Origin of the sequence: Beutenbergia cavernae DSM 12333 (assembly GCF_000023105.1) — a bacterium.
GTDB lineage: Bacteria > Actinomycetota > Actinomycetes > Actinomycetales > Beutenbergiaceae > Beutenbergia > Beutenbergia cavernae.
Map to the genome: position 1 here is coordinate 2,504,745 of NC_012669.1, position 23,898 is coordinate 2,528,642.

Below are 23,898 nucleotides of genomic sequence, written 5' to 3' on the forward strand. Positions count from 1 at the left end.
GAGCCTATCGGTCGGCGGTCGGGTCCTCGCCCCGGCTGAGCGCGTCCCAGTCGTCCATCGCCTCTTCGCGGTCGCTCCGCGGGCGGTCGGCCTCCGGCTGCGGCGGGGTCGACGGCGCAGCCCCGGCACGCTCGTAGCGCCGGCTGCTCGTCCCCCACGACCGACGTGACGACAGCAGGGCGACGCCCAGTGCCGCCGTCGCCAGGCCGGCGACGGCGCACACCCACCCCCACGCCGTCGTCGTGACCGCGCCGGCGAGCTCCGGCACGCCCGTGAGCTCCGCCGCCGCAGACCGCAGCGCGGGCCCGGGGTCGCGCATCACCCCGACGGCGAGCACGACGACCGCGAGCCCGGCGGCGGCGAGGACGATGGCGACGACACGGCGCAGCACGGGACCCGCGAGCGCCAGGGCGAGGGCGGAGGCGAGGGCGATGATCCCGAGCGCGGGGACCGCCGGCGCGGCGTCCGCACCGGACACGGTGACCCGGTCGTCGCCGACGAGCGACGCGACGGCCGCCGAGGCCCACGGCGTCGCGCTCGTCGCGAGCAGCACGCCGCCGGCGAGGCCCGACGCCAGCGCCGCACGGCCCCGGGACAGGACAGCGGTCACGGCGTACCCGCCGGGCGCAGCCGGGCCGCGAGCTGGACGGCGCGGATCGCCGCTGCCGCCTTGTTGCGCGACTCCTCGTACTCGGACGTCGGCACCGAGTCCGCCACGATCCCCCCACCGGCCTGCACGCTCGCGGTCCGGCCGCGGATCAGCGCCGTCCGGATCGCGATCGCCATGTCCATGTTGCCGTCGAAGTCGAAGTACCCGACGGTCCCCCCGTAGATCCCGCGCCGGGCGGGTTCGAGCTCGTCGATGAGCTGCACCGCGCGCGGCTTCGGCGCCCCGGACAGCGTGCCGGCGGGGAACGTGGCGGTGAGCGTCTCCAGCGCCGTCGCGTCCGGTCGCAGCTCACCGGTCACCGTCGAGCAGATGTGCATGATGTGGCTGAACCGCCGCACGTCCATGAACTCCACCACGCGCACCGTCGCCGGGTCCGACACCTTCGCGAGGTCGTTCCTGGCGAGGTCGACGAGCATGAGGTGCTCCGCCAGCTCCTTCGGGTCGGCGAGCAGCTCCGCCGTCAGCTCGGCGTCCTGGACGGCGTCCTTCCCCCGCGGACGCGACCCGGCGATCGGGAAGCTCATGACCCGCCGGCCCTCGACCTTCACCAGCGTCTCCGGGCTGGATCCGACCACGGAGAACGCGCCGTCGGGCGCCTCGAGCGTCACGCAGTACATGTACGGGCTCGGGTTGAGCGTGCGCAGGACGCGGTAGACGTCGATCGGGTCCGCCGGGCAGTCCAGGTCGAACCGCTGCGACAGCACGACCTGGAACACCTCGCCGTCGCGGATCTCCCGCTTGCCCTGCTCGACGATCGCCTCGTACTCCTCCTGGGTGCTGCGGTGGTCGACCGCCGGTTCCGGCGCGTCGCCGAGCGTGAGGGGCGCGCCGGCGCGGGCAGCTGCGAGGCCGCGCTCCAGGGTGTCGAGCCTCGCGACGGCGTCGGCGTGCGCTTCGTCCACCCGGGCATCCGTGTCGTCGAAGTTGATCGCGTTCGCGATCAGCCACACGGCGCCCTCGTGGTGGTCGACGACGATGAGGTCGCTCGCGAGGCACAGCGCCAGCTCGGGGATGCCGAGCTCGTCCGGCGACGTCGGCACGAGAGTCGGCTCCCAGTACCGGATCACGTCCCAGCCGAGCGCGCCGACGAGCCCGCCGGTGAACGGCGGCAGGCCCGGGATCGCCGTCGTGCGCAGCGCCTCGAGCGTGGCGCCGAGGACCTCGATCGGATCGCCCTCGGTCGGGACGCCCACGGGGACGTCGCCGAGCCAGACCGCGCGACCGTCACGAGCCGTGAGGGTCGCCCGGGACCTGACCCCGACGAACGAGTACCGGTCCCACGAGCCGTCTGCTGCCGCGGACTCGAGGATGAACGTGCCGGGGCGGCCGCCGGCGAGCGCGCGGTACACGCCGACCGGCGTCAGCTCGTCGGCGAGCAGCCGCCGGACGACGGGGATCACGCGGCGCGCGGTCGCCAGGTCGCGGAACTCCCCGAGGCGCGGCCACGTCTGCCCCCAACCGACCTCCACCGCCGTCGGAGCGTCCGGAGCCGCGGTCACGGGGCGCTCCCGACGACCGCGGGCAGCGGTCCGCCGGCGTCGAAGCACGAGTGCGTGCCGGTGTGGCACGCGGGACCGACCTGCTCGACCTCGACCAGCAGCGCGTCGCCGTCGCAGTCGAGCGACACTCCCCGGACGTACTGGGCGTGACCCGAGGTGTCCCCCTTGCGCCAGTACTCACCGCGGGACCGGCTCCAGAACCAGACGCGACCTGTGGTCAGCGTGCGGTGCAGCGCCTCGTCGTCCATCCAGCCGACCATGAGCACGTCACGCGTGGACGCCTCCTGGACGACGGCGCACACGAGGCCGTCGGCGTCGCGGCGCAGCCGCTCGCCGATCGCGGGATCGAGGTGGGACTCACGGGGCACCGGTCCATCCTTCCATCGCCGCGACCCTGCCCGGCGTCGGAGCCGCGAGACAGGACCGCAGGGGTCAGGTCGGAGGTCCGGACTCCTTCCTCGTCCGCGCGGCCCTCCCTCGGCGACGCTGCTGCGAGGATGGCGCCATGCCGACGCCGCGCGAGACCCTCGCTGACGCCCTGCTCGCTGCCGGACCCGACGCGCCCACGCTGTGCGAGGGCTGGCGCACGCGGCACCTTGCCGCGCACATCGTGCTGCGGGAACGGCGGCCCTGGACGATGGCCGGGGCGAGCGGAGGCCCGCTCGCGGACTGGACGGAGCGGCAGGTGCAGACGACCGGCGACGACGCTGCGCTGCCCGACGCGTACGCCGAGCTGGTCGGGCGGGTGGCCGCCGGGCCGGGCGCGATCCTGACCCGGCTGACGGACGGCGGGAACGTCCTGGAGTTCCTCGTGCACGCCGAGGACGTGCTGCGCGGGGAGCGCGTACCCGATGCGCCGCGCCTCCTCGACGACGAGCTCGAGTCACGCCTGTTCCGGTCCGTCAGCCGGTTCGGCCGCTTCACGTACCGACGGCGCGGGGTCGGCGTCATCATGCGAGTCCCCGACGGCCCCCGAGCGGTGGTGGTGCGCGGCGCCGAGAGCGTCGTGCTGACCGGGACGCCCGTCGAGCTCGCGCTGCACGCCACCGGCCGCGAACGCGCCGCCCTCGTCGACGTCGACGGACCCGCCGACGCCGTCGCCCGCTTCACCTCGCCCGCTGACGCCTGACGCCCTACGTACGTGCTCGGTGGGTGCGCTCAGGACGCGCTCTGCGCGACCCAGGAGGCGAACATCCGGGAGTAGACGCCGTCGGCGGCCAGCAGCTCGGCGTGCGGGCCCACACCGACGATGCGCCCGCCGTCGACGACCACCACGAGGTCGGCAGCCTGCGCCGTCGAGAGCCGGTGCGCGATCGTCACGGAGGTCCGCTGCCGCGTGAGCTCGGCGAACGCGCGGCTGATCCGCAGCTCCGTGGCCGGGTCGACGGCGGAGGTCGCCTCGTCGAGGACCAGCAGGTCGGCACCGGCGAGGTGGGCGCGTGCCAGCGCGACGAGCTGCCGTTCCCCGGCCGAGAGGGACTCCCCCCGCTGGCCCGCCGGGGTGTCGAGCCCCGCGTCGAACGCCGCGACCCAGTCGACCAGACCCAGGTCGACGACCGCCTGCTCGACCTCGGCGCGCGAGTGCGGCACCCGCCCGTAGGCGATGTTGTCGGCGAGCGTCGCGTCGAACAGGAACCCCTCCTGCGGGACGACGACGACGCGCGTCCGCAGGTCGGCCGGCGCGATCTCCCGCACGTCGACGCCGCCGAGCCGCACGGCCCCGGCGTCGGGGTCGGCGAGGCGCGCGACGAGCCGCGCGATCGTCGTCTTGCCGGATCCGGTGCGCCCGACGACGGCGACCCGCGCCCCCGCGGGCAGGCGCAGGTCGACGTCGTGGAGCACCCGCGGACCGCCGGGGTAGGAGAACGAGACGCCGTCGAGCTGCACGTCGAGGGCGCGCCGCTGTCCGAGATCGACCGGGTCGGCCGGTGGGGCCACCTCGATCGGCGTCTCGACGAGGGAGAGCACCCGGCGCCAGCCGGCGACGGCGTTCTGCAGCTCGTTGAGCACCTCCGTCGCGCTCTGCACGGGTCCGGTGAACAGCTGGACGAGGAACAGGAAGGCGAGCAGGGTGCCGACCGTGATCTCGCCGGCGATCCCGAGGAACGTGCCGGCGACGACGACGGCGGCCAGCGCGACGCCGGAGCTCAGCACCCCGGCGGAGAACGCGACCGAGGCCAGCGTCTGCGCCCGCACGGCGGCGTCGCGGTGGTCGCGGACGGCGCCCTCGATGCGCGAGCCGGTCCGCGCGCCGGCGCCGTAGGCGCGGATCGTGTGCGCTCCGACGACCGCCTCGGACACGCTCGCGAGCATGCTCCCGACCTTGTGCCGCACGAGCGCGTACGCCACGTTCAGCGCGCGCTGAGCACGCGGCGCCAGGATGAGCATCGGGACGAACGTCACCCAGACGACGAGCGTCAGCTGCCACGAGTAGATCGCCATGGCGACGGTCGCCGCCGCGATCTGCAGCGTCGACAGGACGAGCATCAGCCCGCCCCACTGCACGAACATCGAGATCGTGTCGACGTCGCTCGTCACGCGTGACACGAGCGAGCCGCGCCGCTCCGTGTGCTGGGTGAGGACGGCGAGGTCGTGCACGTGCCGGAACGCGCCCACCCGCAGCTGCGCCAGCCCAGCCTCGGTGGCGCTGAACAGCCGGACGTTGACCCAGGCGCTGCACGCGGTGGCCACGAGCAGCACGCCGAGGGCGGCCGCGGCGATGGTCGTGACGACCTCGACGTCGACGCCGCCCGGCGCGAGGATCCCGCGGTCGGTGGCCTGCTGGACGGCGACCGGGACGACGAGCCGCCCGGCGGTCGCGACGAGGGCGAGCACGAACGTCACGCCGAGCCCGCGCCGCATCGCCGGGGACATCGCGAGCCCCCGGCGCACCGTCGCGAAGACGCCGAGGTCGGACGCCGGGGCGATCGAGGCGCTCATCGGCCGACCTCCGCGCGGTGCCGCTCGTACGCCGTCACGAGGTCGACGAAGCCCGGGTCGGTGGCTCGGAGCTCGGCTGCGGTGCCGTGGGCGACGACCCGGCCTCGCTCGAGGTGCAGCACCTCGTCGGCGAGGGCGATCGTCGCCGGTCGGTAGGCGACGACGACGACCGTCACGTCGCGGCCCGCGGACCGCAGGCCCGCCAGGATCTCGCGTTCGACGACGGGGTCGAGCGCCGACGTGGCGTCGTCCAGCAGCAGCAGCCTGGGCCGGCGCACGAGGGCGCGGGCGATGGCGATCCGTTGCCGCTGGCCGCCCGACAGGCTCGTGCCGCGCTCCCCGATCACCGTGTCGAGGCCGTCGGGCAGCGCGTCCACGATCTCGTCCGCGCGGGCGAGCCGGAGCGCCTCCCACACCCGGTCGTCGTCGCCGCCGTCGGGGTCGCCGTCGTCGAGCAGCACGTTGCCGCGCACCGTGTCCTCGAAGACGAACGCCTCCTGCGCCACGTACGCGACCTCGTGGGTGCGCTGCAGTGCGGGGACGTCGCGCGCGTCAGTCCCGTCGAACGAGACGGTGCCGGCGGCCGCGGGGGTCAGCTGAGCGATGACGTCCACGAGGGTCGACTTCCCGGAGCCCGTGCGGCCGACGACGGCGAGCGTGCGGCCGGCTCGCAGGGTGAGCGACACGTCGTGGAGGAGCGGGACGTCGTCCTCGCCGCCCGGCGGCGGGGGGACGCGTACCGCGACACCGTCCAGGCGGACCTCGAGGGCGGCGCGCGGGGCGTCGAGCGCCGCACCGCCGGCGCCGCTCGGCGGCTCGTCACCGCCGGGCGCGTCGAGGACCCGGGAGATGCGGTCGTGCCCCACGAGCGAGCGCGGCAGGTCGCCGAGCACGAACCCGATCGCGCGGACCGGGAACGTCATCACCGTGAGCAGGTACGCGGCCGTGACGACGTCGCCCGGCCCTGCCGCACCGCTCGCCACCTGCGACGCACCGACGACGAGGACGGCGAGCGTCGCCGCCGACGGCAGGAAGTCGATCACGGGGTCGAAGACGGACCGGATCCGCCCGACCCCGACGTTCGCGGCACGCAGCCGGTCGGTGACCCGCGCGAACGTCTCTTCCTCGCGGTCGGCGGTGCCGAGCGACTTCACGAGGAGCGCCGCCTCGAAGCTCTCGTGGGCGGCGTCGGCGACCCGCGCCCGCTGTTCCTGCGCGTGGGTGATCGCCGGGGACATCCACCGCCGGTACACGGCGTTCACGACGAGCACGAGCGGCAGCACCGTGAGCCCGATGAGGCCGAGCAACGGGTCTGCGGCGAACATGGCGGCGCACGCGACGACGATCATCACGACGACGCCGAGCGCGAACGGCAGCGGCACGAACACCATGCCGGCGGCCTCGGCGTCCGAGCTGGCGTTGGACAGGAGCTGCCCCGCGGGGTGGCGGCGGTGCCAGGACAACGGGAGGCGCAGGTACTGGCGCGTCACCGCGCGCCGGTGGCCGGCCTGGACGTCGAGCGCGGCGATCCCGGCGAACACCCGCCGGAACGCCACGGCGACGGCGGTCACGGCGCCGATGAGCACGAGGGCGGCGCCCGCCCACCAGATGGCTGACGGCTCCACCCCGTCTCCGCCGAGCGCCGGCGCCACGACCCGGTCGGTGACCTGGCCGAGCGCCCACCCGGAGGCCACGACGCCGACGCCGTACAGAGCGGATGCACCGATCGCGACGGCGAACGCGCGGGGCTCGGCCCGCAGGCCGCGCACGACGAGGTCCCAGGACCGCCGCGCGGGCCCACCGGTGAGAGCGTGGGGCGGCACGGCTCCAGGACTCCTTCACGAGGGGGAAGGCCGCGAGACGGCGGCCCTGGGCATCCTCGCACATGGCCCCGTCTGGCTACACCTCGGACCCCACCGGGTCGACGGCGGCCGCCAGTCTCGCCGTGACGGTGATCTCCGCGACGCCGGCGAGCGCCCGAGAGACCGCGCAGCCCTCCTTCGCGGTGTCCGCGAGCTCCTGCAGCCGTGCGCCGTCGAGCCCCTCCGCCACGACAGCCGTGCTGAGGTCGATGCGGGCGATCGTCGGCGTGCCGGACACCATGCGCAGTGCGACGTGTGCGCTCGTGGAGACCTCCTGCGGAGTGACGCCGGCGGCTTCGAGCACGTGAGTGAGCGCCATCGTGAAGCAGCCCGCGTGGGCGGTCGCGAGCAGCTCCTCGGGGTTGGTGCCGGGTCCGTCGGCGAAGCGTGAGCCGAACGAGTACGGACTCGTCCACGCACGCTCACCTACCGTGACAGTGCCGCTGCCCTCGCGCAGCGCTCCGCGCCAGCTCGCTCGTCCGATGCGTGGTGCCATGGTGGTGGGGTTCCTCTCCGTCTCGGCGCGCTCATCCGAGCGCGATCACGACCTTGCCGAACGGTTGCTCGGTCTCGTAGTGGCGGTACGCGGCGATCGCGTCGACGAACGCGAAGACGGCCTCGACGACGGGTTCGATCGCGCGCGCCTCGATCAGGCGGTTCATCGCCGCGAACTGGGCTCGGCTGCCGACGGCGAGAGTCCGCACGACGGCGCCGGAGGCGAACAGTCGGCGCGCGTCGATCGCTGGCGCGTCGCCGACGTCGGACAGTGTGCCGACGAACGCGATCTCGCCCTCGATCGCCACAGCGCTCAGCTCCTGCTCGCCGATGCCGGCGACGGCGACGACGTGGTCGGCGCCGCGGCCCCCGGTCAGCGCCCGCACGCGCTCGCCCCAGGCTGGCTCGGCGCTGCGGTCGATGGTCTCGACGGCGCCGAGCTCGCGAAGCCGCGCCGCCTTCGCGGCGCTGCCGGCGACGGCGATCACGCTCGCGCCCGCGGCTTCAGCCAGCCGTGCGGCGAGCAACGAGACGCCGCCGGACCCGACCGTCACGACCGTCTCGCCCGCGCGCAGTCCCCGGCCACCGGTCAGCGCGTTCCATGCGGTGACGCCCGCGCACGGCAGGCAGGCCGCCTGCTCGAAGGAGAGTCCGGCGGGGACGGGCAGGAGCGCCCCCGCGGGCAGCAGCGCGTACTCGGTCAGCATGCCGTCGAGCGAGCCGCCGAGCTGATCGGCGACGTCGCGCGTGAACGGACCGTCGAGCCAACGCGGGAAGATCGCGGCCGTGACGCGGTCACCGACGGCGACACGCCCGACGTCGTCGCCGACAGCGACCACCTCGCCGGCTCCGTCGGACACGGGGATCAGGTCGTCCTTGACCGGCAGCGGGTAAGCGCCACGCAGGATCATCAGCTCCCGGAAACCGAGCGAGACGGCGCGCACGCGCACCAGCACCTCCCGCGGCCCTGGTTCGGGCGTCGGCTCGGTGCGTGCCGTCAGGCCGTCGATCCCGGCGCCGAGATGGGCGCGATACGTCGTCGTCAGGGCTGGGATGGCGGGGCGGTGCACGGCGGGTGCGGTCGTCGTCATGCCCGTCAGGGTGGGCGCGCCGGAACAGGCGGGCAATACCCGGGAGGGAATGGGACCGACGTCGCGCAACGGATACGCTCCCCGCACATGAGCGCCGTCTCTACGCCGACCCCGTTCGCGCGCGAGCTGCGCCGCTGGCGCGGGATGCGCCACGTCAGCCAGCTGGAGCTGTCCCTGCGCGCCGGCACGACCCAACGCCACGTCAGCTTCATCGAGCAGGGCCGTTCGCGGCCGGGCCGCACCATGGTCGTGCGGCTCGCGGAGTCGCTCGAGCTACCGCTGCGCGAGCGGAACGCCCTGCTGCTGGCAGCCGGCTACGCACCGCTGTTCACGGAGTCGCCGCTCCACGACGAGTCGCTCGCGCCGGCGCGTGCCGCGCTCGACGTCATTCTCGCCGGCCACCTCCCCTACCCGGCCGCCGTCGTCGGCCCGGCGGGTGAGCTCGTCGCCTCCAACGCCGCGCTGGACCTGCTGCTCGAGGACGCCGCGCCCGAGCTGCTCGTGCCGCCGGTGAACCTGCTGCGGCTGGCTGTCAGTCCCGACGGGTTGGGCGGACGCGTCATCAACCTCGCGGCGTGGGGTCACCACGTGCTCGACAGCCTGCGAGCACGCACCGCGCGCGCGCCGGACGCCCGCCTCGACGCGCTCCTGGTCGAGCTCGAGCAGCTGGTGCCCCCGTTCGTGCCGGACCCGGACCACGTCGGCTTCGCGGTCCCGATGCGGCTGCGCAGCGCCGACGGGGAGGTGCGACTCATGACCACGCTGACGTCGTTCGCGACCGCCACCGACGTGACGCTCGCGGAGCTGCACCTGGAGGCGTTCCTGCCCGCCGACGCCGAGAGTGCGGCGATCCTGCGCGCGCGGGCCGCGTCCCGCGGGCACGTGGCCGGGAGCGACGGTGCCACCACCTGGGCCGACGGCGCCTGGGGCTGACGCGGCGCGTCGCCGACCGAGGAGTCTGACGCGCGGCGCCTCAGCGCACCTCGAAGCCGGCGTCCCGCAGAGCGGCCTTGACCTCGCTGATCGTGAGCGTTCCGTAGTGGAACACGCTCGCGGCGAGCACGGCGTCGGCACCCGCCCGGGCCGCCGCCACGAAGTCCTCCACCGTGCCCGCGCCGCCGCTCGCGACGAGCGGCGTGTCGACGACGGCGCGCACCGCCTCGATCATCTCGACGTCGAACCCGGCGGTGGTGCCGTCGGCGTCGATCGAGTTGAGCAGGACCTCGCCGGCGCCGCGGCTCGTGGCCTCCGCCGCCCACTCGACGGCGTCGATCCCGGTCCCGGTGCGCCCGCCGTGCGTGGTGACCTCGAAGCCGGAGTCGGTGACCACGCCGTCCGGGCAGCGCCGCGCGTCCACCGACAGCACGAGCACCTGGTTCCCGTAGTGCTGCGCGATCTCGGTGAGAAGCTCCGGACGCGCGATCGCGGCGGTGTTCACGCCGACCTTGTCGGCACCCGCGCGCAGGAGCGCCTCCACGTCGGCGACGGCGCGCACCCCGCCGCCCACCGTCAGCGGGACGAAGACCTGCTCGGCCGTCGCCGAGACCATCTCCAGCGTCGTCGCCCGGCCCTGGGTGGACGCGCTCACGTCCAGGAACGTGATCTCGTCGGCGCCGTCGGCGTCGTAGCGACGGGCGAGCTCCACCGGGTCCCCCGCGTCGCGCAGGTCGAGGAAGTTCACGCCCTTCACGACCCGACCGCCGTCGACGTCGAGGCATGGCACGACCCGCAGAGCGACAGGCATGGGAGCAGGCTAGCGCTCGTCAGCCCGACGGGGAGTCGGTGGGCGTCGGGGTGGGTTCGGGCGACTCGCCGCCGCCGCCGGCATCGGTCCCGGACAGGTCCGGCGGGACGTCGTCCGCCACCGCGAGGATGTCGACCACGTACACGAGGGTGTCGACGCCGTTGCCGAGCTCCGGCGGGATGACCATCAGCACCTGCGACCCCACCGTCTGGTCCACGATGCCCGTGCGCCACCCGGGCAGCGCGTCGTCCAGGCGCTTGGCCTGCGGCGGCCCCCCGGACTCCCACGTGGAGTCGAAGACGGAGCCGTCGCTCCAGCGCACCGCCGTGAACTGCACGGACACCGACTGGCCGGTGGCGACCTGGGGACCGGACCCCCGGATGAGCGTCGCCGTCGTCAGGGACGACGGCGGCGTGGCGCCGTCCGGGATGGTGATCGTGGGTGCGCCGACGTCGTCGAGGGCCACGGTCGGCAGGCCGGCGGGCGGCTCGACCGGCTCCCCGACGGCACGGGTCGGGAGGATGTCGACCACGAGCACGACGGGGTCGGGCTTCCCGACCGTCCCGACCTCCTGACGTAGCACCCGCGACCCCTCACGGACGCCGACGATCGTGTCGTACAGGTCCGCCCCCAGCTCGTCCTCCGTCGCCAGGCGGGCGTCCGGGAGCGTGCTGTAGGAATCGGCCAGGGTCTCGCCGGTGGTCGCGTCGAGGCCGAGATACGAGAAGAGGACGCCGCGCCCGTCCTCCACCTGCGCGCCGTCACCCATGACGATCGTCTCGGTGGTCGTCTCGGTCACCGGGTGCGGCACGTCGAAGTGCACCTGGGGGCGCTGGCCCACGTCGCCGCCGACCTCGACCTGCGGCGCCTCGGGCTCCGGCGCGCACGCCGCCCCGGCCGCGAGCACGACCGCGGCGAGCACAGCACCGAGCACATGACGACGCATCTCAGCCGTCCATCGACGCGATCAGCCGCGTCACGCGCTCGTCGCTGCTGCGGAACGGGTCCTTGCACAGCACCGTCCGCTGCGCCTGGTCGTTGAGCTTGAGGTGCACCCAGTCCACCGTGTAGTCGCGCCGGTGCTCCTGCGCCGCCCGCACGAAGTCCCCCCGCAGCTTCGCCCGGGTCGTCGCCGGCGGGCGGGACGTCGCCTCGAACACCTCCACGTCGGTGCTGACCCGCGCGGCGAGTCCCCGTTCCGTCAACCGGTGGAAGAGCCCGTCCGTGCGCGAGATGTCGTGGTACGCCAACGTCAGTCGCTGGATCCGGGCGTCGCCCAGCGGGACGTCGTGCGTCGCCCGGTAGCGGTCGACGAGACGCTCCTTGATCGCCCAGTCCAGCTCGCGGTCGACCAGGCCGTGGTCCCCGGTCGCGACGGCGTGCAGCCCGCGCTCCCACAGCTCGAGCACGCGCGCCGTCGTCGGGCGGTCGTCGTCGGCCGCGGCCGCCTTGGCGCGGGTGAGGAACTCCTCCTGCACGTCCAGCGCCGTCACGGTCGTCCCCCGCGCCGTCGTCACCTTCGCGCGGCCGGTGATGTCGTGCGAGATGTCGCGGATCGCGCGGACCGGGTTCTCCAGGGCGAGGTCGCGGAACGTCTCCCCGTCCTCGAGCATGCGCAGCACGAGGTCGGTCATGCCGACCTTGAGCATCGTCGTGGTCTCCGACATCGACGAGTCGCCGACGATGACGTGGAGACGGCGGAACGCGTCGGCGTCGGCGTGCGGCTCGTCCCGCGTGTTGATGATCGGCCGGGACCGCGTCGTCGCCGACGACACCGCCTCCCAGATGTGGTCCGCGCGCTGCGAGAAGCAGTACAGCGGGCCGCGCGGTGTCGTCAGCACGTGGCCGGCGCCGGTGAGGATCTGCCGCGTGATGAAGAACGGCACGAGCACGTCGGCCATGCGAGAGAAGTCCCCACGGCGCCGGATGAGGTAGTTCTCGTGGCAGCCGTAGGAGTTGCCGGCGGAGTCGACGTTGTTCTTGAAGAGGTGGATGCGGCCGGGCAGACCCTCGGAGGAGAGCCGCCGCTGCGCGTCGTCGACGAGTCCCTCGAGGATGTGCATGCCCGCGGCGTCCTGCACCACGAGCTCACGCACGTCGTCGCACTCGGCCGTCGCGTACTCCGGGTGCGACCCGACGTCGAGATACAGCCGGGCACCGTTGCGCAGGAAGACGTTGCTCGACCGACCCCACGCGACGACCTTGCGGAACAGGTAGCGCGCCACCTCGTCGGCGGAGAGCCCGCGGCCGTCCGGCGTCGCGCACGTGACGCCGTACTCGGTCTCGATCCCGAAGATCCGGCGCCGCTGCTCGGTCACGTCGCGTTCGCCCCGCCCACGAGACCGGCGAAGTCGTCCGGTGCGAGCCGGCGGAACGCGCGACGGGGCCGGGTGCGGTCGAGGACGGCGACCTCGAGGCTCCCGGGGTCGAGCGTCGCGGCCGGCTCGTCGCCGCGGTTCGCGAGCGCGTCGAAGGCGATCCGGAGCGCGTCGGCCAGGCCGAGGCCCGGACGCCACTGCTGCGCGACGAGGTCGGAGAGGTGCTCGGCGGCGCCGCCCCATGACGACGTGGCCGACCTCCTCGACGACCGAGCCGTCGTAGCTGAGCCGGTAGATCTGGTCGGTGTCCTGCGACGTCCCGATCTCCGCCACGGCGATCTCCACCTCGAGCGGCTTCTGCTCGGTGGTGAACACGGAGCCCAGCGTCTGGGCGTAGGCGTTGGCGAGGCCCCGGACGGTGACGTCGGTCCGGTCGTAGGAGTACCCGCGCAGGTCGGCGTACCGGATCCCGGCGACCCGCAGCGACTCGAACTCGTTGTACTTCCCGACGGCGGCGAACGCGATCCGGTCGTAGATCTCGCTGACCTTGTGCAGCGCGCGCGACCGGTTCTCCGTCGCGAACGCGACGCCGTCGTCGTAGCCGACGACGACGACGGACCGGCCGCGGGCGATGCCCTTGCGTGCGTAGTCGGCCCGGTCCTTCATGACCTGCTCGGGCGAGACGTAGAACGGCATGCTCATCGCGTGTCCCCCTCCCGGGCCTGGGCCCGTGCGGCGTCGATCTCCGCGACGAGGCCGGCCAGCTCGCCCTCGGCGATCCGCCGGTAGCCCTCCGCGGTGACGGTGGCCACCACGGGGAATATCCCCCGGAGCGCGTCCGGGCCGCCCGTCGCGGAGTCGTCGTCCGCGGCGTCCACGAGCGCGGCGAGGGCGACGGCGATCGCGTCGCGGTCACCGAGGCCGGGGCGCCACAGCTTCTTGAGCGACCCGCGCGCGAACATGCCGCCCGAGCCGATGCTGTGGTGGTTGCGCTCCTCGTAGCGGCCGCCGGTGACGTCGTAGGAGAAGATCCGGCCCGCCGCGCGGTCGAGGTCGTACCCGCCGAACAGCGGGACCGCCGCGAGTCCCTGCAGCGCGAGCCCGAGGTTGCCCCTCAGGAGCGTGGTGAGGCGGTTCGCCTTGCCCTCGAGCGACAGCATCGCGCCCTCGATCTTCTCGAAGTGCTCGAGCTCCAGCTGGAACAGGCGCACGAGCTCGACACCGATCCCGGCGGTGCCCGCGATGCCGATCGCGGAGTACTCGTCGCCCGGGAAGACCTTCTCGATCTCGCGGTGCGCGATGAACGAGCCCATCGTGGCGCGCCGGTCGCCCGCCATGACGATGCCGCCGGCGAAGCTCAGCGCGACGATCGTGGTCGCGTGCACCACGTCGCCGGCGCCGGCAGGCCGCGCGTGCTCGGGGTGGGACTGCGGGGCGACCTCGCGCAGGAACTCGACGAACGACGAGCTCCCGGGCCGCAGGAACGCCTCGGGGAGCCGATCGCCCCCCGTGCTCACTGGCCGCCCTTCTGCACGAACCCGCGCACGAAGGACTCGGCGTTCGTCTCCAGCACGTCGTCGATCTCGCTGAGCAGCTCGTCCACGCCCTCGGTGCTCGCCCGGGCCGCGGGCGCGGCGGGCGGTGGTGGCTGCTCGTCGTCCCCACCCGGGTGGGTGGGGCGGACCTGGTCCTGTCCTGCCACGTCGACCTCCTGTCGTGGTGCCTGCTTCTCACTCGATCCTAAGTGGGCGCGAGCAGGGCTGCGAGGAGCGCCCCCGCGTCCGGGCTGGCGTCGAGCAGCGCACCGACGTGCGCGCGCGTCCCCCGTTCGGGTTCCAGCATGGGGACCCGGCGCAGTGCCGACTCGGAGGCGACGTCCAGGATCACGCAGTCCCAGTTCGCCGCCGCCACCTGGTCCGGGTAGCGCCGCACCACCTCGCCGCGGAAGTACGCGCGGGTGTCGGACGGCGGACGCACGGCCGCGCGGGCGACGTCGTCGTCCGTGACGAGGGTCTCGACCGCCCCGGACGCCCGCAGGCGCGCGTAGATCCCCCGCTCCGGGCGCACGTCCGACCACTGCAGGTCGAGCGCGGCGAGCTTGGGGTGGTCCCACGCGAGGTGGTCGCGCCGCCGCATCGCCTCCAGCACGCGCAGCTTCGCGAGCCACTCGACCTCGCGGGCGCACGTCGACGGGTCGTCGTCGAGCCGGGCCAGGAGCGAGCTCCACCTGGCGAGCACGTCCAGCGTCGCCTCGTCCGTCGCCTCCCCGCTCTCGCGGGCGGCGTCCGCGACGGCGGCGGCGATCCCGGCGCTGTACACCCGCTGGATCTCGAGCGCCGTGAGCTCGCGGCCGTCCGCCGTCGTCAGCCGGTGGGTCAGCGTCAGGTCGTGGCTGACGGCGTGGAACTCCGCCACCGGGTCGGCGAGCGCCAGCGCCTCCCACGCGAGGGGCACGCGCCCGGTCTCGAGCATCCACAGCACCAGCGCGCACGTCCCGAGCTTGAGGTACGTGGCCACCTCGAGGCAGTTCGCGTCGCCCACGATGACGTGCAGGCGGCGGTACTTCTCCGGGTCTGCGTGCGGCTCGTCGCGCGTGTTGACGATCGGCCGGCGCAGGGTCGTCTCGAGGCCGACCTCCGCCTCGATGTAGTCGGCCCGCTGGGAGAGCTGGAACCCGGGGACCTGGCCGGCGGGGCCGATGCCCACGCGTCCGGAGCCGGTGAAGACCTGGCGGGTGACGAGGAACGGCGTCAGGTAGCGCACCACGTCGCCGAACGGCACGGACCGGTCCATGAGGTAGTTCTCGTGGGTCCCGTACGTCGCGCCCTTGCCGTCGACGTTGTTCTTGTAGAGCGCGACGTCGGGCAGCGCCGGTGACGTGGTGAGCGAGCGGACGGCGTCGAGCATGACGCGTTCGCCGGCGCGGTCCCAGAGGACGCCGTCGAGCGGGTTCGTGACCTCGGGGCTCGAGTACTCGGGGTGCGCGTGGTCGACGTACAGCCGGGCGCCGTTGGTGAGGATGACGTTCGCGGCCGCCGGGTCCTCGCGCTCGCCGTCGCCCGGGCGGCGGCGGTGGGTGACGGCGTTCGGGCCGGACGGCGCCGCGACCGCCGGACGGTCGGTCAGCTGGCTGGGGTGCGCGCTGGCCCGGTCGAGGCGCCAGCCCCGCGCGTCGCGGAGCGGGTCCTCGTCCTCGTAGCTCCACCGGGTGCGTCCCGCACGCCGGGTGCGGTCGGCGTAGGCCGCGACGACGATCGCTGACAGCGCCATCGGACCCTGCCGGACGCCGTCGCCGCCGAGGATCCCGTACTCGGTCTCGATCCCCATGATCCGGCGCACGCTCACGCGGCCCACCCTACGGTCGGGACCGCGTGTCGAGGTCACGGCGGCCTCGACCCGGAGCTTCGGCGGCCGGTCGGGGACGGCTCTTGCGCCACGAGGTCGCCCCGGGGAAGACTGTGGTGCAGTGGCGTTCGCTCAGCGCCCAGTCGATGCGTCGGCCCCAGCCCGGTCGCATCAGAGGACGAAGGGGAGCACATCCTCGAGCCATCCGTCGTCATGAGTCGTTCCAGTCCTTCGCGGGTCGACCTGGTGCGCGCTGGGGTCGCAGCAGACCGGCCTTGAGGAGACTGCCATGACCGAAGACTCTGACTTCAAGCGCCTCGTCCGCCGCCGGATGGTCGAGACCGGGGAGAACTACACCGCGGCGCGGGCTGCGCTGCGGCCGCAGGCGGCTACCGCTCCGCCCGCCGCTGGTTCGACGGATGCAGCCCCGAACCGGGCGTCCGGGGTGGCGGCCTACCGAGCCGTCGACCCCTCGCTCACCTCCGACGACCTCCTCATGCTGGCCACGATGGGCCTCACGCCCGCCGCGTTCGCGGCGCTGCGCGGCGTGCTTCCGGACGAGGAGATCGACACGCTGGTGGGTGCCCACGTGATGGAGCTGTCTGCCGACACGATCCGGGCCTGGCGCGCGATCGACCACCAGATGGACCTGGACACGATGCTCGGGTCCCACACCATGGAGCTGACGCCGGAGCGTTACCGGGAGTACCTCGCGAGCTCTCCCGGCGTCACCGTGGAGCAAGCCTGGGAGTGGGTCTCAGCCGGCCTCGAGCCCTGATCCGTGCTCACGCGTCGAGGTGGCGGGACCTGTCGGGGCGGCAGGTCGCGCCGCCTAAGCCCGCGCCCGGCCTCGACCGTGTCATCGGGGTCCAGATCCGGCGAGTGAGGACCCTCATGACACGGTCGGGGTGCGAGCCGCCGCGCGCCGCTCGAGGCCAGCGACTAGAGGTACTGCCCCGGCGTCGCGACGTTCTCGACCGCCCGCGCCACCGAGCCCACGGTCTCGCCCGACTTCTTCTGGACGATCGTCCGGATGAAGACGATGCGCTCGCCCTTCTTGCCGGAGATCCGCGCCCAGTCGTCCGGGTTCGTGGTGTTGGGCAGGTCCTCGTTCTCCTTGAACTCCGTGACGCACGCCTCGAGCACGTGGTCGACCCGGATGCCGCGCCTGCCGCCGGCGAGCAGGTCCTTGATCGCGTGCTTCTTGGCCCGGTCGACGATGTTCTGGATCATCGCGCCGGAGTTGAAGTCCTTGAAGTACAGGACCTCCTTGTCCCCGGACGCATAGGTCACCTCGAGGAACTCGTTCTCGGGCGCCGTCGAGTACATGCGCCCGACGGCGCGGTCGATCATCGCGGCGACGGTCGTGGCCGCGTCGTTCCCGTACTCCGCGAGGTCGTCCGGGTGGATCGGCAGGTCGGCCACGAGGTACTTGGAGAAGATGTCGCGCGCCGCCTCGGCGTCGGGCCGCTCGACCTTGATCTTCACGTCGAGGCGCCCGGGCCGCAGGATGGCCGGGTCGATCATGTCCTCGCGGTTCGAGGCGCCGATGACGATCACGTTGTCGAGCCGTTCGACGCCGTCGATCTCGGCGAGCAGCTGCGGCACGATCGTCGTCTCGACGTCGCTGGACACGCCGGTGCCGCGGGTGCGGAACAGCGACTCCATCTCGTCGAAGAAGACGACGACGGGGATCCCCTGCGAGGCCCGTTCGCGGGCTCGCGCGAAGATCAGCCGGATGTGCCGCTCCGTCTCGCCGACGAACTTGTTGAGCAGCTCGGGGCCCTTGACGTTGAGGAAGTAGCTGCGCGCCGCGCCGTCCGGCAGCTCCGCGGGCTCGCCGTCGGCGTCCCGCCGTGCGGCGGTGTGCGCCAGCGACGTCGCGACCGCCTTCGCGATGAGCGTCTTGCCGCACCCGGGCGGCCCGTACAGCAGCAGGCCCTTCGGCGGCTTCAGGCCGTGCTCGCGGAACAGGTCGGGGTGCAGGAAGGGCAGCTCGACGGCGTCCCGGATCGCCTCGATCTGCGAGGAGAGGCCGCCGATGTCGGCGTACGCGACGTCGGGCACCTCCTCGAGCACGAGGTCCTCGACCTCGGAGCGCGGGATCCGCTCGAACACGAACCCGGTGCGGGGCTCGATGGTCAGCGCGTCGCCGACCCGGACGTTCTCACCGATGAGCCGGCCCGCGAGGCGCACGACGCGCTCCTCGTCGGCGCGGCCGACCACGAGCGCGCGGTCCGACCCGATGAGCTCCTTGACGGTGACGACCTCGCCGACCGGCTCGTACCCTCCGGCGGCCACGACCGTCATCGCCTCGTTGAGCTGGACCTCCTGGCCCGGACGCAGGCTCGCCAGCGGCACGCTGGGCGCGACACCGAGCCTGAGCTTGCGGCCGGCCGAGTACACGTCGGCCGTGCCGTCGGCGTGCGCGGCCGCGAAGTAGGCGTAGCTGCCCGGCGGCTTCGAGACCTCCTCGAGCTGCGCCTTCATCTCGACGAGCTGCGCGCGAGCGGCGGTCAGCGCCGCCGTCAGCCGCTCGTTCTTCTCCGCGAGCGAGGTGGCCTGCCGTGCCAGGTCGCGGTCCGCCGTGTCAGGCGGCCGGCGATCGTCGTGCTGCTGGCTCATCGACTCCTCCTGAGGCCGGGGTCTCCAGCGTAAGCCGGTCGGGCGATGCCGCTCGCGCGGGTCTCAGCCCGTGGCGGCGTCGCCCGCCTCACGCCTCGTCCTGCTCCGGACCTCGCACGCCGACGTCCCGACGAACCCGGCGCACCTTCTTGTCGGACACGGCACGCTCACCGAGATCCTCCGGCGTCCACTCCTGCTCGGCGTACGCGCCCTTCGCGGGCCGCCGGCGGCGCAGGGGCGGCGGGACACCGGGCGCCATCCGCCGGGCCTGCACGAGGAAGCCCGTGTGCCCGATCATCCGGTGCTGCGGACGCACCGCGAGACCCTCGAGGTGCCACCCGCGCACCATCGACTCCCACGCCGTCGGCTCGCTGAACCGGCCGTCGTCGCGCACGTCCTCGGCGAACCGGGACAGCTGCGTCGTCGTCGCCACGTACGCGATGAGCACGCCTCCCGGGACGAGCACCCGGGCGACGGCGTCCAGGTTCTCCCACGGGGCAAGCATGTCGAGCACGACCCTGTCGACCGACGCCGCGTCGACGCCGTCGAGCACGTCAGCGAGGTCACCCACCTCGAGCCGCCACGCCGGGTGCGGCCTGCCGAAGAACGACTCGACGTTGCCCCGGGCGATGTCGGCGAAGTCGGCGCGGCGCTCCACGGACAGGAGCGACCCGTGGTCGCCGACGGCGCGCAGCAGCGACATCGACAGGGCACCGGAGCCCGCTCCGGCCTCGACGACGCGCGCCCCCGGGTAGATGTCCGCCATCGCGACGATCTGCCCCGCGTCCTTCGGGTAGACGACGGCGGCGCCGCGCGGCATCGAGAGCACGTGGTCGGCGAGCAGGGGGCGCAGCGCGAGGTACGCGACGCCGTTGTTCGTCTCGACGACGCTGCCCTCCGGCAGCCCCAGCAGCTCGTCGTGGCCGACGTACCCGCGGTGCGTCTGGAACGACGCGCCGCGCCGCAACGTGATCGTGTGGAGCTTGCCCCGCGGGTCGGTGAGCTGGACGCGCTCCCCCTCGCGGAACGGCCCGCGGCGCAGGGCGGCACCCACGGGCAGGTCCTCAGCGGCTGGGTCGGGGGTCGGGGCGTCGGGGCGCTCGGGCTCGGTATCCATGTCGGGCGGCAGCCTACGCGGCCGGGCCGAGCCGACGGACGACGTCGTCCACCCGCACCAGGCCGGCCACGCCGCCCGGTCCGACCAGCACCACCACGGCCGAGGTCCGCGCCGCCCGCGCCACCTGGCCGAGCGCGCCGGCACCCGTCCACTCGGTGACGAGCGCCTCGACGGGCAGCGCCGTCGCGACGGCGCCCGCGGGCGTCGCGGCGCGTGCCTCCGTCGGGACCCGCGCGAGGGCGTCGGGCGAGACGACGGCCACGGGCCGGCCGGCGTCGTCGACGAGCACCACGTCCCCGCCGGGGAGCTCGGCGACGCTCGCGCCGACGCGAGCCTGCGTCACGGGCCGGACGAGTCCGCGCAGGTCGAACGAGGCGGCGGCACGCGAGCGCCGCGCCTGCCGGATGGACGCGCTCGCCCCCGACCAGACCAGGCCGGCGATGAGCAGCGCCCACACCGCCGTGGTGAGCGAGGGTGTGCCGCCGTCGAGCAGCGGACGCCCGAGGAACCAGACGACGATCCCGACGGCGACGACGCGACCGGTCCAGCCCGCTCCGATGGCGCCGGTGTCGCGGTCCCCGGAGATCCGCCACACGAGCGCCTCGAGGATGCGACCGCCGTCGAGCGGGTTGCCGGGCAGCAGGTTGAAGACGGCGACGATGCCGTTCGCGTACGTGGCCGCGGCGAGCAGCACGGCGCCCACGCCGCCGACTCCCCCGGTGGCCAGCGCCACCCACCCCGCGCCGGCGAGGACGGCGTTCGCCGCGGGGCCGGCGGCCGCGATCGCCGCCGAGGCCCCGGGGGTCCCCACCTCGCGGTCGAACTGCGTGTGCCCGCCCCAGAACGTGACGACGTACTCGCGGACGCCGACGCCGAACCTCCGCGCCGCCGCGCCGTGAGCCAGCTCGTGCAGCAGGACCGACACGAACAGCAGGATCGGGAAGCCCGCCGCGGCGAGCACCGATCCGACCACGCCGAGCCCCGGCGCCCCGCGTTGCACGACCGGCAGGAACAGCACCGTCAGGACGGCGGCGACGAGCAGCCACGACGGCGCGAGCATGACCGGCGCACCGCCGAAGCTCCCGATCCGCCACCCGGAGCCGGATCGCCGCGGCCGGGCGGCCGACGGGGTCATGGCCGGGCGGGATCGACGGCGGCGCGGGGTTCCGGGCCGACGGTGTCGATGACCTCGCCCGCGGCGACCCTCGCGAGGAGCGCCGGGCCGACGCCGTCGAGCGTGGCGAGCCGGCTCCGGCCGGGAGCCGCCGGCACCGCCACCTGCATCGGGACCGCGATGGTCCGGGCGCCGGCCGCCTCCGCCGACGCGACGCCGGGCACCGAGTCCTCGACGGCCACGGTGTCGGCCACGTCGACGCCCAGCAGGCGCGCGGCCGTGAGGTACGGCTCGGGGTGCGGCTTGCCGTGCGTGACGACGTCGCCCGTCACCACCGCGTCGAACGTGCCGTCCGGCAGGGCCGCCAGGACGACGTCGGCGAGCTCTCGGTAGGACATGGTCACCAGGGCCATGGGCACGCCGGCGGCCCGCAGCTCGGCGAGCAGCTCGCGGGCGCCGGGACGCCACGGCGCGCCCTCGTCGCGGACCCGGCCGACGACCCGCTCGAGCAGCGTCGTCACGATCTCCTCGTCGGTCCCGACCACGCCGCCCTTGCTGCGCAGCACGGCCGCGGACTCGACGAGCGGCTGCCCGACGATCGCGACGGCGTCCTCGTGCGTCCAGGTGCCGCCCGCCGCCGCCACCAGCTCGAACTCGGCGGACATCCAGTACGGCTCGGTGTCCACGAGCGTGCCGTCCATGTCCCACAGCACGGCCGCGGGCAGGGGCCGAGCCTCGGCGTCGGCGGCGTTCGGGAGCACGGCGGGTAGCGTCGGATTCAGGGGGTGTCTCCTCGCGTGGCGCGCGCCTCGTGGCGCGGGACGGCCAGCATCCAGGGTACCGGGCCGGCGAGCCTCGGCCACGACGCCACCGGAGGGTCGGGGCGGGGTGTGCGCCTAGGGTAGAGCCGTGGACATCGAGAACGAGGAGCACCCCGCGCTCCTTCTCGCAGCCTTCGAGGGCTGGAACGACGCCGGCAGCGCGGCGAGCGAGGCCGTGAGCGGCATCGCCACCGCGTGGGAGGCGCGCACCACCCACGAGCTCGATCCCGAGGACTACTACGACTTCCAGGTGAATCGCCCGGTCATCTCCGTGGAGGGGCCGGGCGCGCGCGGGCTGACGTGGCCGCGCACGAGCGTCTCCGTGGCGACGAGCCCGTCCGCGGGTCGCACCGTCGTCTTCGTGCAGGGCGTGGAACCGTCGATGCGCTGGCGGTCGTACTCCGAGGAGATCCTCGACGTCGCTCAGCGGCTCGGCGTCGGCACGGTCATCTGCGTCGGTGCGCTGCTCGCGGACGTGCCGCACACGCGCCCGATCCCGGTCCAGACGACGTCCGAGGACGCCCGGGTCCAGGCCCTGCTCGGCGTCGAGGGCAGCGACTACGAGGGCCCGGTCGGGATCGTCGGCGTGCTCGCGCACGAGGCGCAGCGCCGCGGCCTGCACGCGATGTCGCTGTGGGCGGCCGTGCCCCACTACGTCTCGCAGCCGCCGTCGCCGAAGGCGACCCTCGCGCTCCTCACGAGCCTCGAGGAGCTGGTCGGGGAGCCGGTCCCGCTGGGGGATCTCGCCGAGGACTCGCGGGCGTGGCAGCGCGGCGTCGACCAGCTCGCGGAGGAGGACCCCGAGATCGCCGAGTACGTGCGCCAGCTCGAGGAGGCGAAGGACACGGCCGAGCTGCCCGAGGCCAGCGGTGAGGCGATCGCCCGCGAGTTCGAGCGCTACCTGCGCCGCCGGGACACGGGCGGCTCCGCCGGCCGCTGAGAAGCCGCCCTCGCCGTCCCGTCGACGGTCAGAGAGCCACGCCGAGCAGGGCGTCCACGGCTCGCGCGACCGTCGCCCCGGCGGCGGCGTCGTCGCCCGACCCGGCGATCGCCGCAGCGGCCCAGTCGTCGACGACGGCGACGGCGCCGGGTGCGTCGAGATCGTTCGCCAGGGCGGCGCGGACGCCCGCCACGACGTCGGCGCCGCTCGGTCCGGACCCCTGGGCGAGAGCCGCCCGCCACGTCGCCAGCCGCTCCTCAGCGAGGCCGAGCGCGCCCGCCTCGTACTCCCAGTCCTCGGCGTAGTGGTGGGCGAGGATCACGAGGCGCACCGCCATCGGGTCGACGCCCGACGCGACGAGCTCGCTGACGAACACGAGGTTCCCGCGCGACTTGCTCATCTTGTGGCCCTGGTACGCCACCATGCCGCCGTGCACGTGGGCTCGGGCGGGGTGCGCCGTCGCCGTCAGCACCCGCAGGTGGCTCTCGCTCATCTCGTGGTGCGGGAACTCGAGGTCGGTCCCGCCGCCCTGCACGTCGAACGGCACGCCCAGGAACCGGGCCGCGATCGTCGCGCACTCGATGTGCCACCCCGGGCGACCCCGGCCGAGCGACTCCCCCGGCCAGCTGGGCTCCTCCTCGCGCTCGACACGCCACAGCAGGGGGTCGAGCGGCGCCTGCTTGCCGAGTCGGTCGGGGTCGCCGCCCCGCTCCCCGAACAGCTCGAGCATCTCGGCCTCGTCGAGGCTGCCCAGCGAGCCGAACCGCGGGTCGGCCGACAGCGCGGCGTAGACGTCGCCGTCACCGGCGCCGTCGGCGGCCGCACCCACCCGGTAGGCGGCCCGGTCCGCGAGCATCCGCTCGACCGCGCGCACGACGTCGGGCACCGACTCGACGGCGCCGATGTAGTGCTCGGGCGCCACGACCCGGAGCGCGACCATGTCGTGGTGGAACAGCTCGATCTGGTCGGCGGCGAGCTGCCGCCAGTCCACGCCCGTGGCCGCGGCGCGCTCGAGCAGCGGGTCGTCCACGTCGGTCACGTTCTGCACGTACGTGACGGCGAGCCCCGCGTCCCGCCACGCCCGCACCAGCAGGTCGAAGGACACGTAGGTGTTCGCGTGCCCCAGGTGCGTCGAGTCGTACGGCGTGATGCCGCACACGTACATCGACGCACGGCCGTCGTGGCCCGCCGGTGTCAGCTCGCCGGTCGCCGTGTCACGGACCCGGACCTCCCGCGGACACTCGCCCGGGTCGTCGAGGGAGGGGACGTCGGGTGAGGACCAGGCAAGCACCTGCGCAGCCTAGCGAGCAGAATGCC

General features: G+C 74.1%; 22 protein-coding genes and 1 pseudogene. 4 read left to right on the forward strand and 19 right to left on the reverse strand.

Annotated features, from left to right (window positions below):
• Positions 1-4: 4 nt before the first annotated feature.
• Genes BCAV_RS11210 through hisI form a run of 3 tightly spaced genes read right to left on the reverse strand, consistent with a single transcriptional unit; the run spans position 5 to position 2,537 of the window.
• Entirely contained in the window at positions 5-610 is a 606-nt protein-coding gene (locus tag BCAV_RS11210; protein ID WP_015882717.1) for a Trp biosynthesis-associated membrane protein, read from the reverse strand.
• Positions 607-2,169, reverse strand: a complete 1,563-nt coding sequence (locus BCAV_RS11215) for an anthranilate synthase component I (protein ID WP_015882718.1) — start codon at positions 2,167-2,169, stop codon at positions 607-609. The genes BCAV_RS11210 and BCAV_RS11215 overlap by 4 nt, the downstream gene beginning before the upstream one ends.
• Complete coding sequence (hisI, locus tag BCAV_RS11220; protein WP_015882719.1) at positions 2,166-2,537, reverse strand: phosphoribosyl-AMP cyclohydrolase; 372 nt, start codon at positions 2,535-2,537, stop codon at positions 2,166-2,168. The genes BCAV_RS11215 and hisI overlap by 4 nt, the downstream gene beginning before the upstream one ends.
• 137 nt (positions 2,538-2,674) lie before the next feature.
• Here hisI and BCAV_RS11225 point away from each other — a divergent pair, with 137 nt between their 5' ends.
• Positions 2,675-3,298, forward strand: a complete 624-nt coding sequence (locus tag BCAV_RS11225) for a TIGR03085 family metal-binding protein (RefSeq protein WP_015882720.1) — start codon at positions 2,675-2,677, stop codon at positions 3,296-3,298.
• Positions 3,299-3,327: 29 nt separating this feature from the next.
• On the opposite strand, the gene BCAV_RS11230 is transcribed toward BCAV_RS11225, so the two are convergent.
• From BCAV_RS11230 to BCAV_RS11245, 4 genes are all read right to left on the reverse strand, one after another.
• Positions 3,328-5,109, reverse strand: a complete 1,782-nt coding sequence (locus BCAV_RS11230; RefSeq protein WP_015882721.1) for an ABC transporter ATP-binding protein — start codon at positions 5,107-5,109, stop codon at positions 3,328-3,330.
• Positions 5,106-6,932 carry an ABC transporter ATP-binding protein gene (locus BCAV_RS11235; RefSeq protein WP_015882722.1) on the reverse strand — a complete coding sequence of 609 codons (1,827 nt, stop codon included), beginning with the start codon at positions 6,930-6,932 and terminating at the stop codon, positions 5,106-5,108. The genes BCAV_RS11230 and BCAV_RS11235 overlap by 4 nt, the downstream gene beginning before the upstream one ends.
• Positions 6,933-7,008: 76 nt before the next feature.
• Positions 7,009-7,467, reverse strand: coding sequence for an OsmC family peroxiredoxin (locus tag BCAV_RS11240; RefSeq protein ID WP_015882723.1), 459 nt, complete (start codon positions 7,465-7,467; stop codon positions 7,009-7,011).
• A 31-nt stretch (positions 7,468-7,498) separates the two neighbouring features.
• Complete coding sequence (locus tag BCAV_RS11245; RefSeq protein WP_222836636.1) at positions 7,499-8,626, reverse strand: zinc-dependent alcohol dehydrogenase family protein; 1,128 nt, start codon at positions 8,624-8,626, stop codon at positions 7,499-7,501.
• Between the two features lie 18 nt (positions 8,627-8,644).
• Between BCAV_RS11245 and BCAV_RS11250 the strand changes: the two genes are divergently transcribed.
• Entirely contained in the window at positions 8,645-9,490 is an 846-nt protein-coding gene (locus tag BCAV_RS11250; RefSeq protein ID WP_015882725.1) for a helix-turn-helix domain-containing protein, read from the forward strand.
• Between the two features lie 40 nt (positions 9,491-9,530).
• Here the strand turns inward: BCAV_RS11250 and hisF are convergent, their stop codons facing one another.
• The 7 genes and pseudogenes from hisF to dop all read right to left on the reverse strand — a co-directional run bounded on the left by hisF (position 9,531) and on the right by dop (position 15,964).
• Positions 9,531-10,301 carry an imidazole glycerol phosphate synthase subunit HisF gene (gene hisF / locus BCAV_RS11255; RefSeq protein ID WP_015882726.1) on the reverse strand — a complete coding sequence of 257 codons (771 nt, stop codon included), beginning with the start codon at positions 10,299-10,301 and terminating at the stop codon, positions 9,531-9,533.
• A 19-nt stretch (positions 10,302-10,320) separates the two neighbouring features.
• Positions 10,321-11,247: an FKBP-type peptidyl-prolyl cis-trans isomerase gene (locus BCAV_RS11260; RefSeq protein ID WP_015882727.1), complete on the reverse strand. Its 927-nt coding sequence runs from the start codon at positions 11,245-11,247 to the stop codon at positions 10,321-10,323.
• Position 11,248: 1 nt separating this feature from the next.
• The gene (gene pafA / locus BCAV_RS11265) at positions 11,249-12,619 is read right to left on the reverse strand and encodes a Pup--protein ligase (protein WP_043349525.1); all 1,371 of its coding nucleotides are present in this window, start codon (positions 12,617-12,619) and stop codon (positions 11,249-11,251) included.
• Positions 12,616-13,321, reverse strand: a pseudogene (gene prcA / locus BCAV_RS23215) (proteasome subunit alpha). Before prcA ends, pafA begins: the two are co-directional and overlap by 4 nt.
• On the reverse strand, positions 13,318-14,136 hold the full coding sequence (prcB, locus tag BCAV_RS11270) for a proteasome subunit beta (RefSeq protein ID WP_015882729.1): 819 nt from the start codon (positions 14,134-14,136) through the stop codon (positions 13,318-13,320). The pseudogene prcA and the gene prcB overlap by 4 nt, the downstream one beginning before the upstream one ends.
• Positions 14,133-14,321 carry a ubiquitin-like protein Pup gene (locus tag BCAV_RS11275; RefSeq protein ID WP_015882730.1) on the reverse strand — a complete coding sequence of 63 codons (189 nt, stop codon included), beginning with the start codon at positions 14,319-14,321 and terminating at the stop codon, positions 14,133-14,135. Before BCAV_RS11275 ends, prcB begins: the two co-directional genes overlap by 4 nt.
• Before the next feature lie 38 nt (positions 14,322-14,359).
• Positions 14,360-15,964 (reverse strand): depupylase/deamidase Dop, encoded by a 1,605-nt coding sequence (dop, locus tag BCAV_RS11280; RefSeq protein WP_015882731.1) that lies wholly within the window; start codon positions 15,962-15,964, stop codon positions 14,360-14,362.
• Positions 15,965-16,253: 289 nt separating this feature from the next.
• Here dop and BCAV_RS22965 point away from each other — a divergent pair, with 289 nt between their 5' ends.
• Positions 16,254-16,742 (forward strand): hypothetical protein, encoded by a 489-nt coding sequence (locus tag BCAV_RS22965; RefSeq protein WP_015882732.1) that lies wholly within the window; start codon positions 16,254-16,256, stop codon positions 16,740-16,742.
• Between the two features lie 164 nt (positions 16,743-16,906).
• On the opposite strand, the gene arc is transcribed toward BCAV_RS22965, so the two are convergent.
• The 4 genes from arc to BCAV_RS11305 all read right to left on the reverse strand — a co-directional run bounded on the left by arc (position 16,907) and on the right by BCAV_RS11305 (position 21,581).
• On the reverse strand, positions 16,907-18,589 hold the full coding sequence (arc, locus tag BCAV_RS11290) for a proteasome ATPase (RefSeq protein WP_015882733.1): 1,683 nt from the start codon (positions 18,587-18,589) through the stop codon (positions 16,907-16,909).
• 88 nt (positions 18,590-18,677) lie between these two features.
• Positions 18,678-19,706, reverse strand: coding sequence for a tRNA (adenine-N1)-methyltransferase (locus BCAV_RS11295; RefSeq protein WP_015882734.1), 1,029 nt, complete (start codon positions 19,704-19,706; stop codon positions 18,678-18,680).
• Between the two features lie 13 nt (positions 19,707-19,719).
• Complete coding sequence (locus BCAV_RS11300; protein ID WP_015882735.1) at positions 19,720-20,841, reverse strand: site-2 protease family protein; 1,122 nt, start codon at positions 20,839-20,841, stop codon at positions 19,720-19,722.
• Positions 20,838-21,581, reverse strand: a complete 744-nt coding sequence (locus BCAV_RS11305) for an HAD family hydrolase (RefSeq protein ID WP_015882736.1) — start codon at positions 21,579-21,581, stop codon at positions 20,838-20,840. Before BCAV_RS11305 ends, BCAV_RS11300 begins: the two co-directional genes overlap by 4 nt.
• A gap of 148 nt (positions 21,582-21,729) precedes the next feature.
• On the opposite strand from BCAV_RS11305, the gene BCAV_RS11310 reads away from it, so the two are divergent.
• Entirely contained in the window at positions 21,730-22,581 is an 852-nt protein-coding gene (locus tag BCAV_RS11310) for a PAC2 family protein (RefSeq protein ID WP_015882737.1), read from the forward strand.
• A 28-nt stretch (positions 22,582-22,609) separates the two neighbouring features.
• Here BCAV_RS11310 and mshC read toward each other — a convergent pair whose 3' ends face one another.
• Complete coding sequence (mshC, locus tag BCAV_RS11315) at positions 22,610-23,872, reverse strand: cysteine--1-D-myo-inosityl 2-amino-2-deoxy-alpha-D-glucopyranoside ligase (protein WP_015882738.1); 1,263 nt, start codon at positions 23,870-23,872, stop codon at positions 22,610-22,612.
• Positions 23,873-23,898 lie beyond the last annotated feature (26 nt).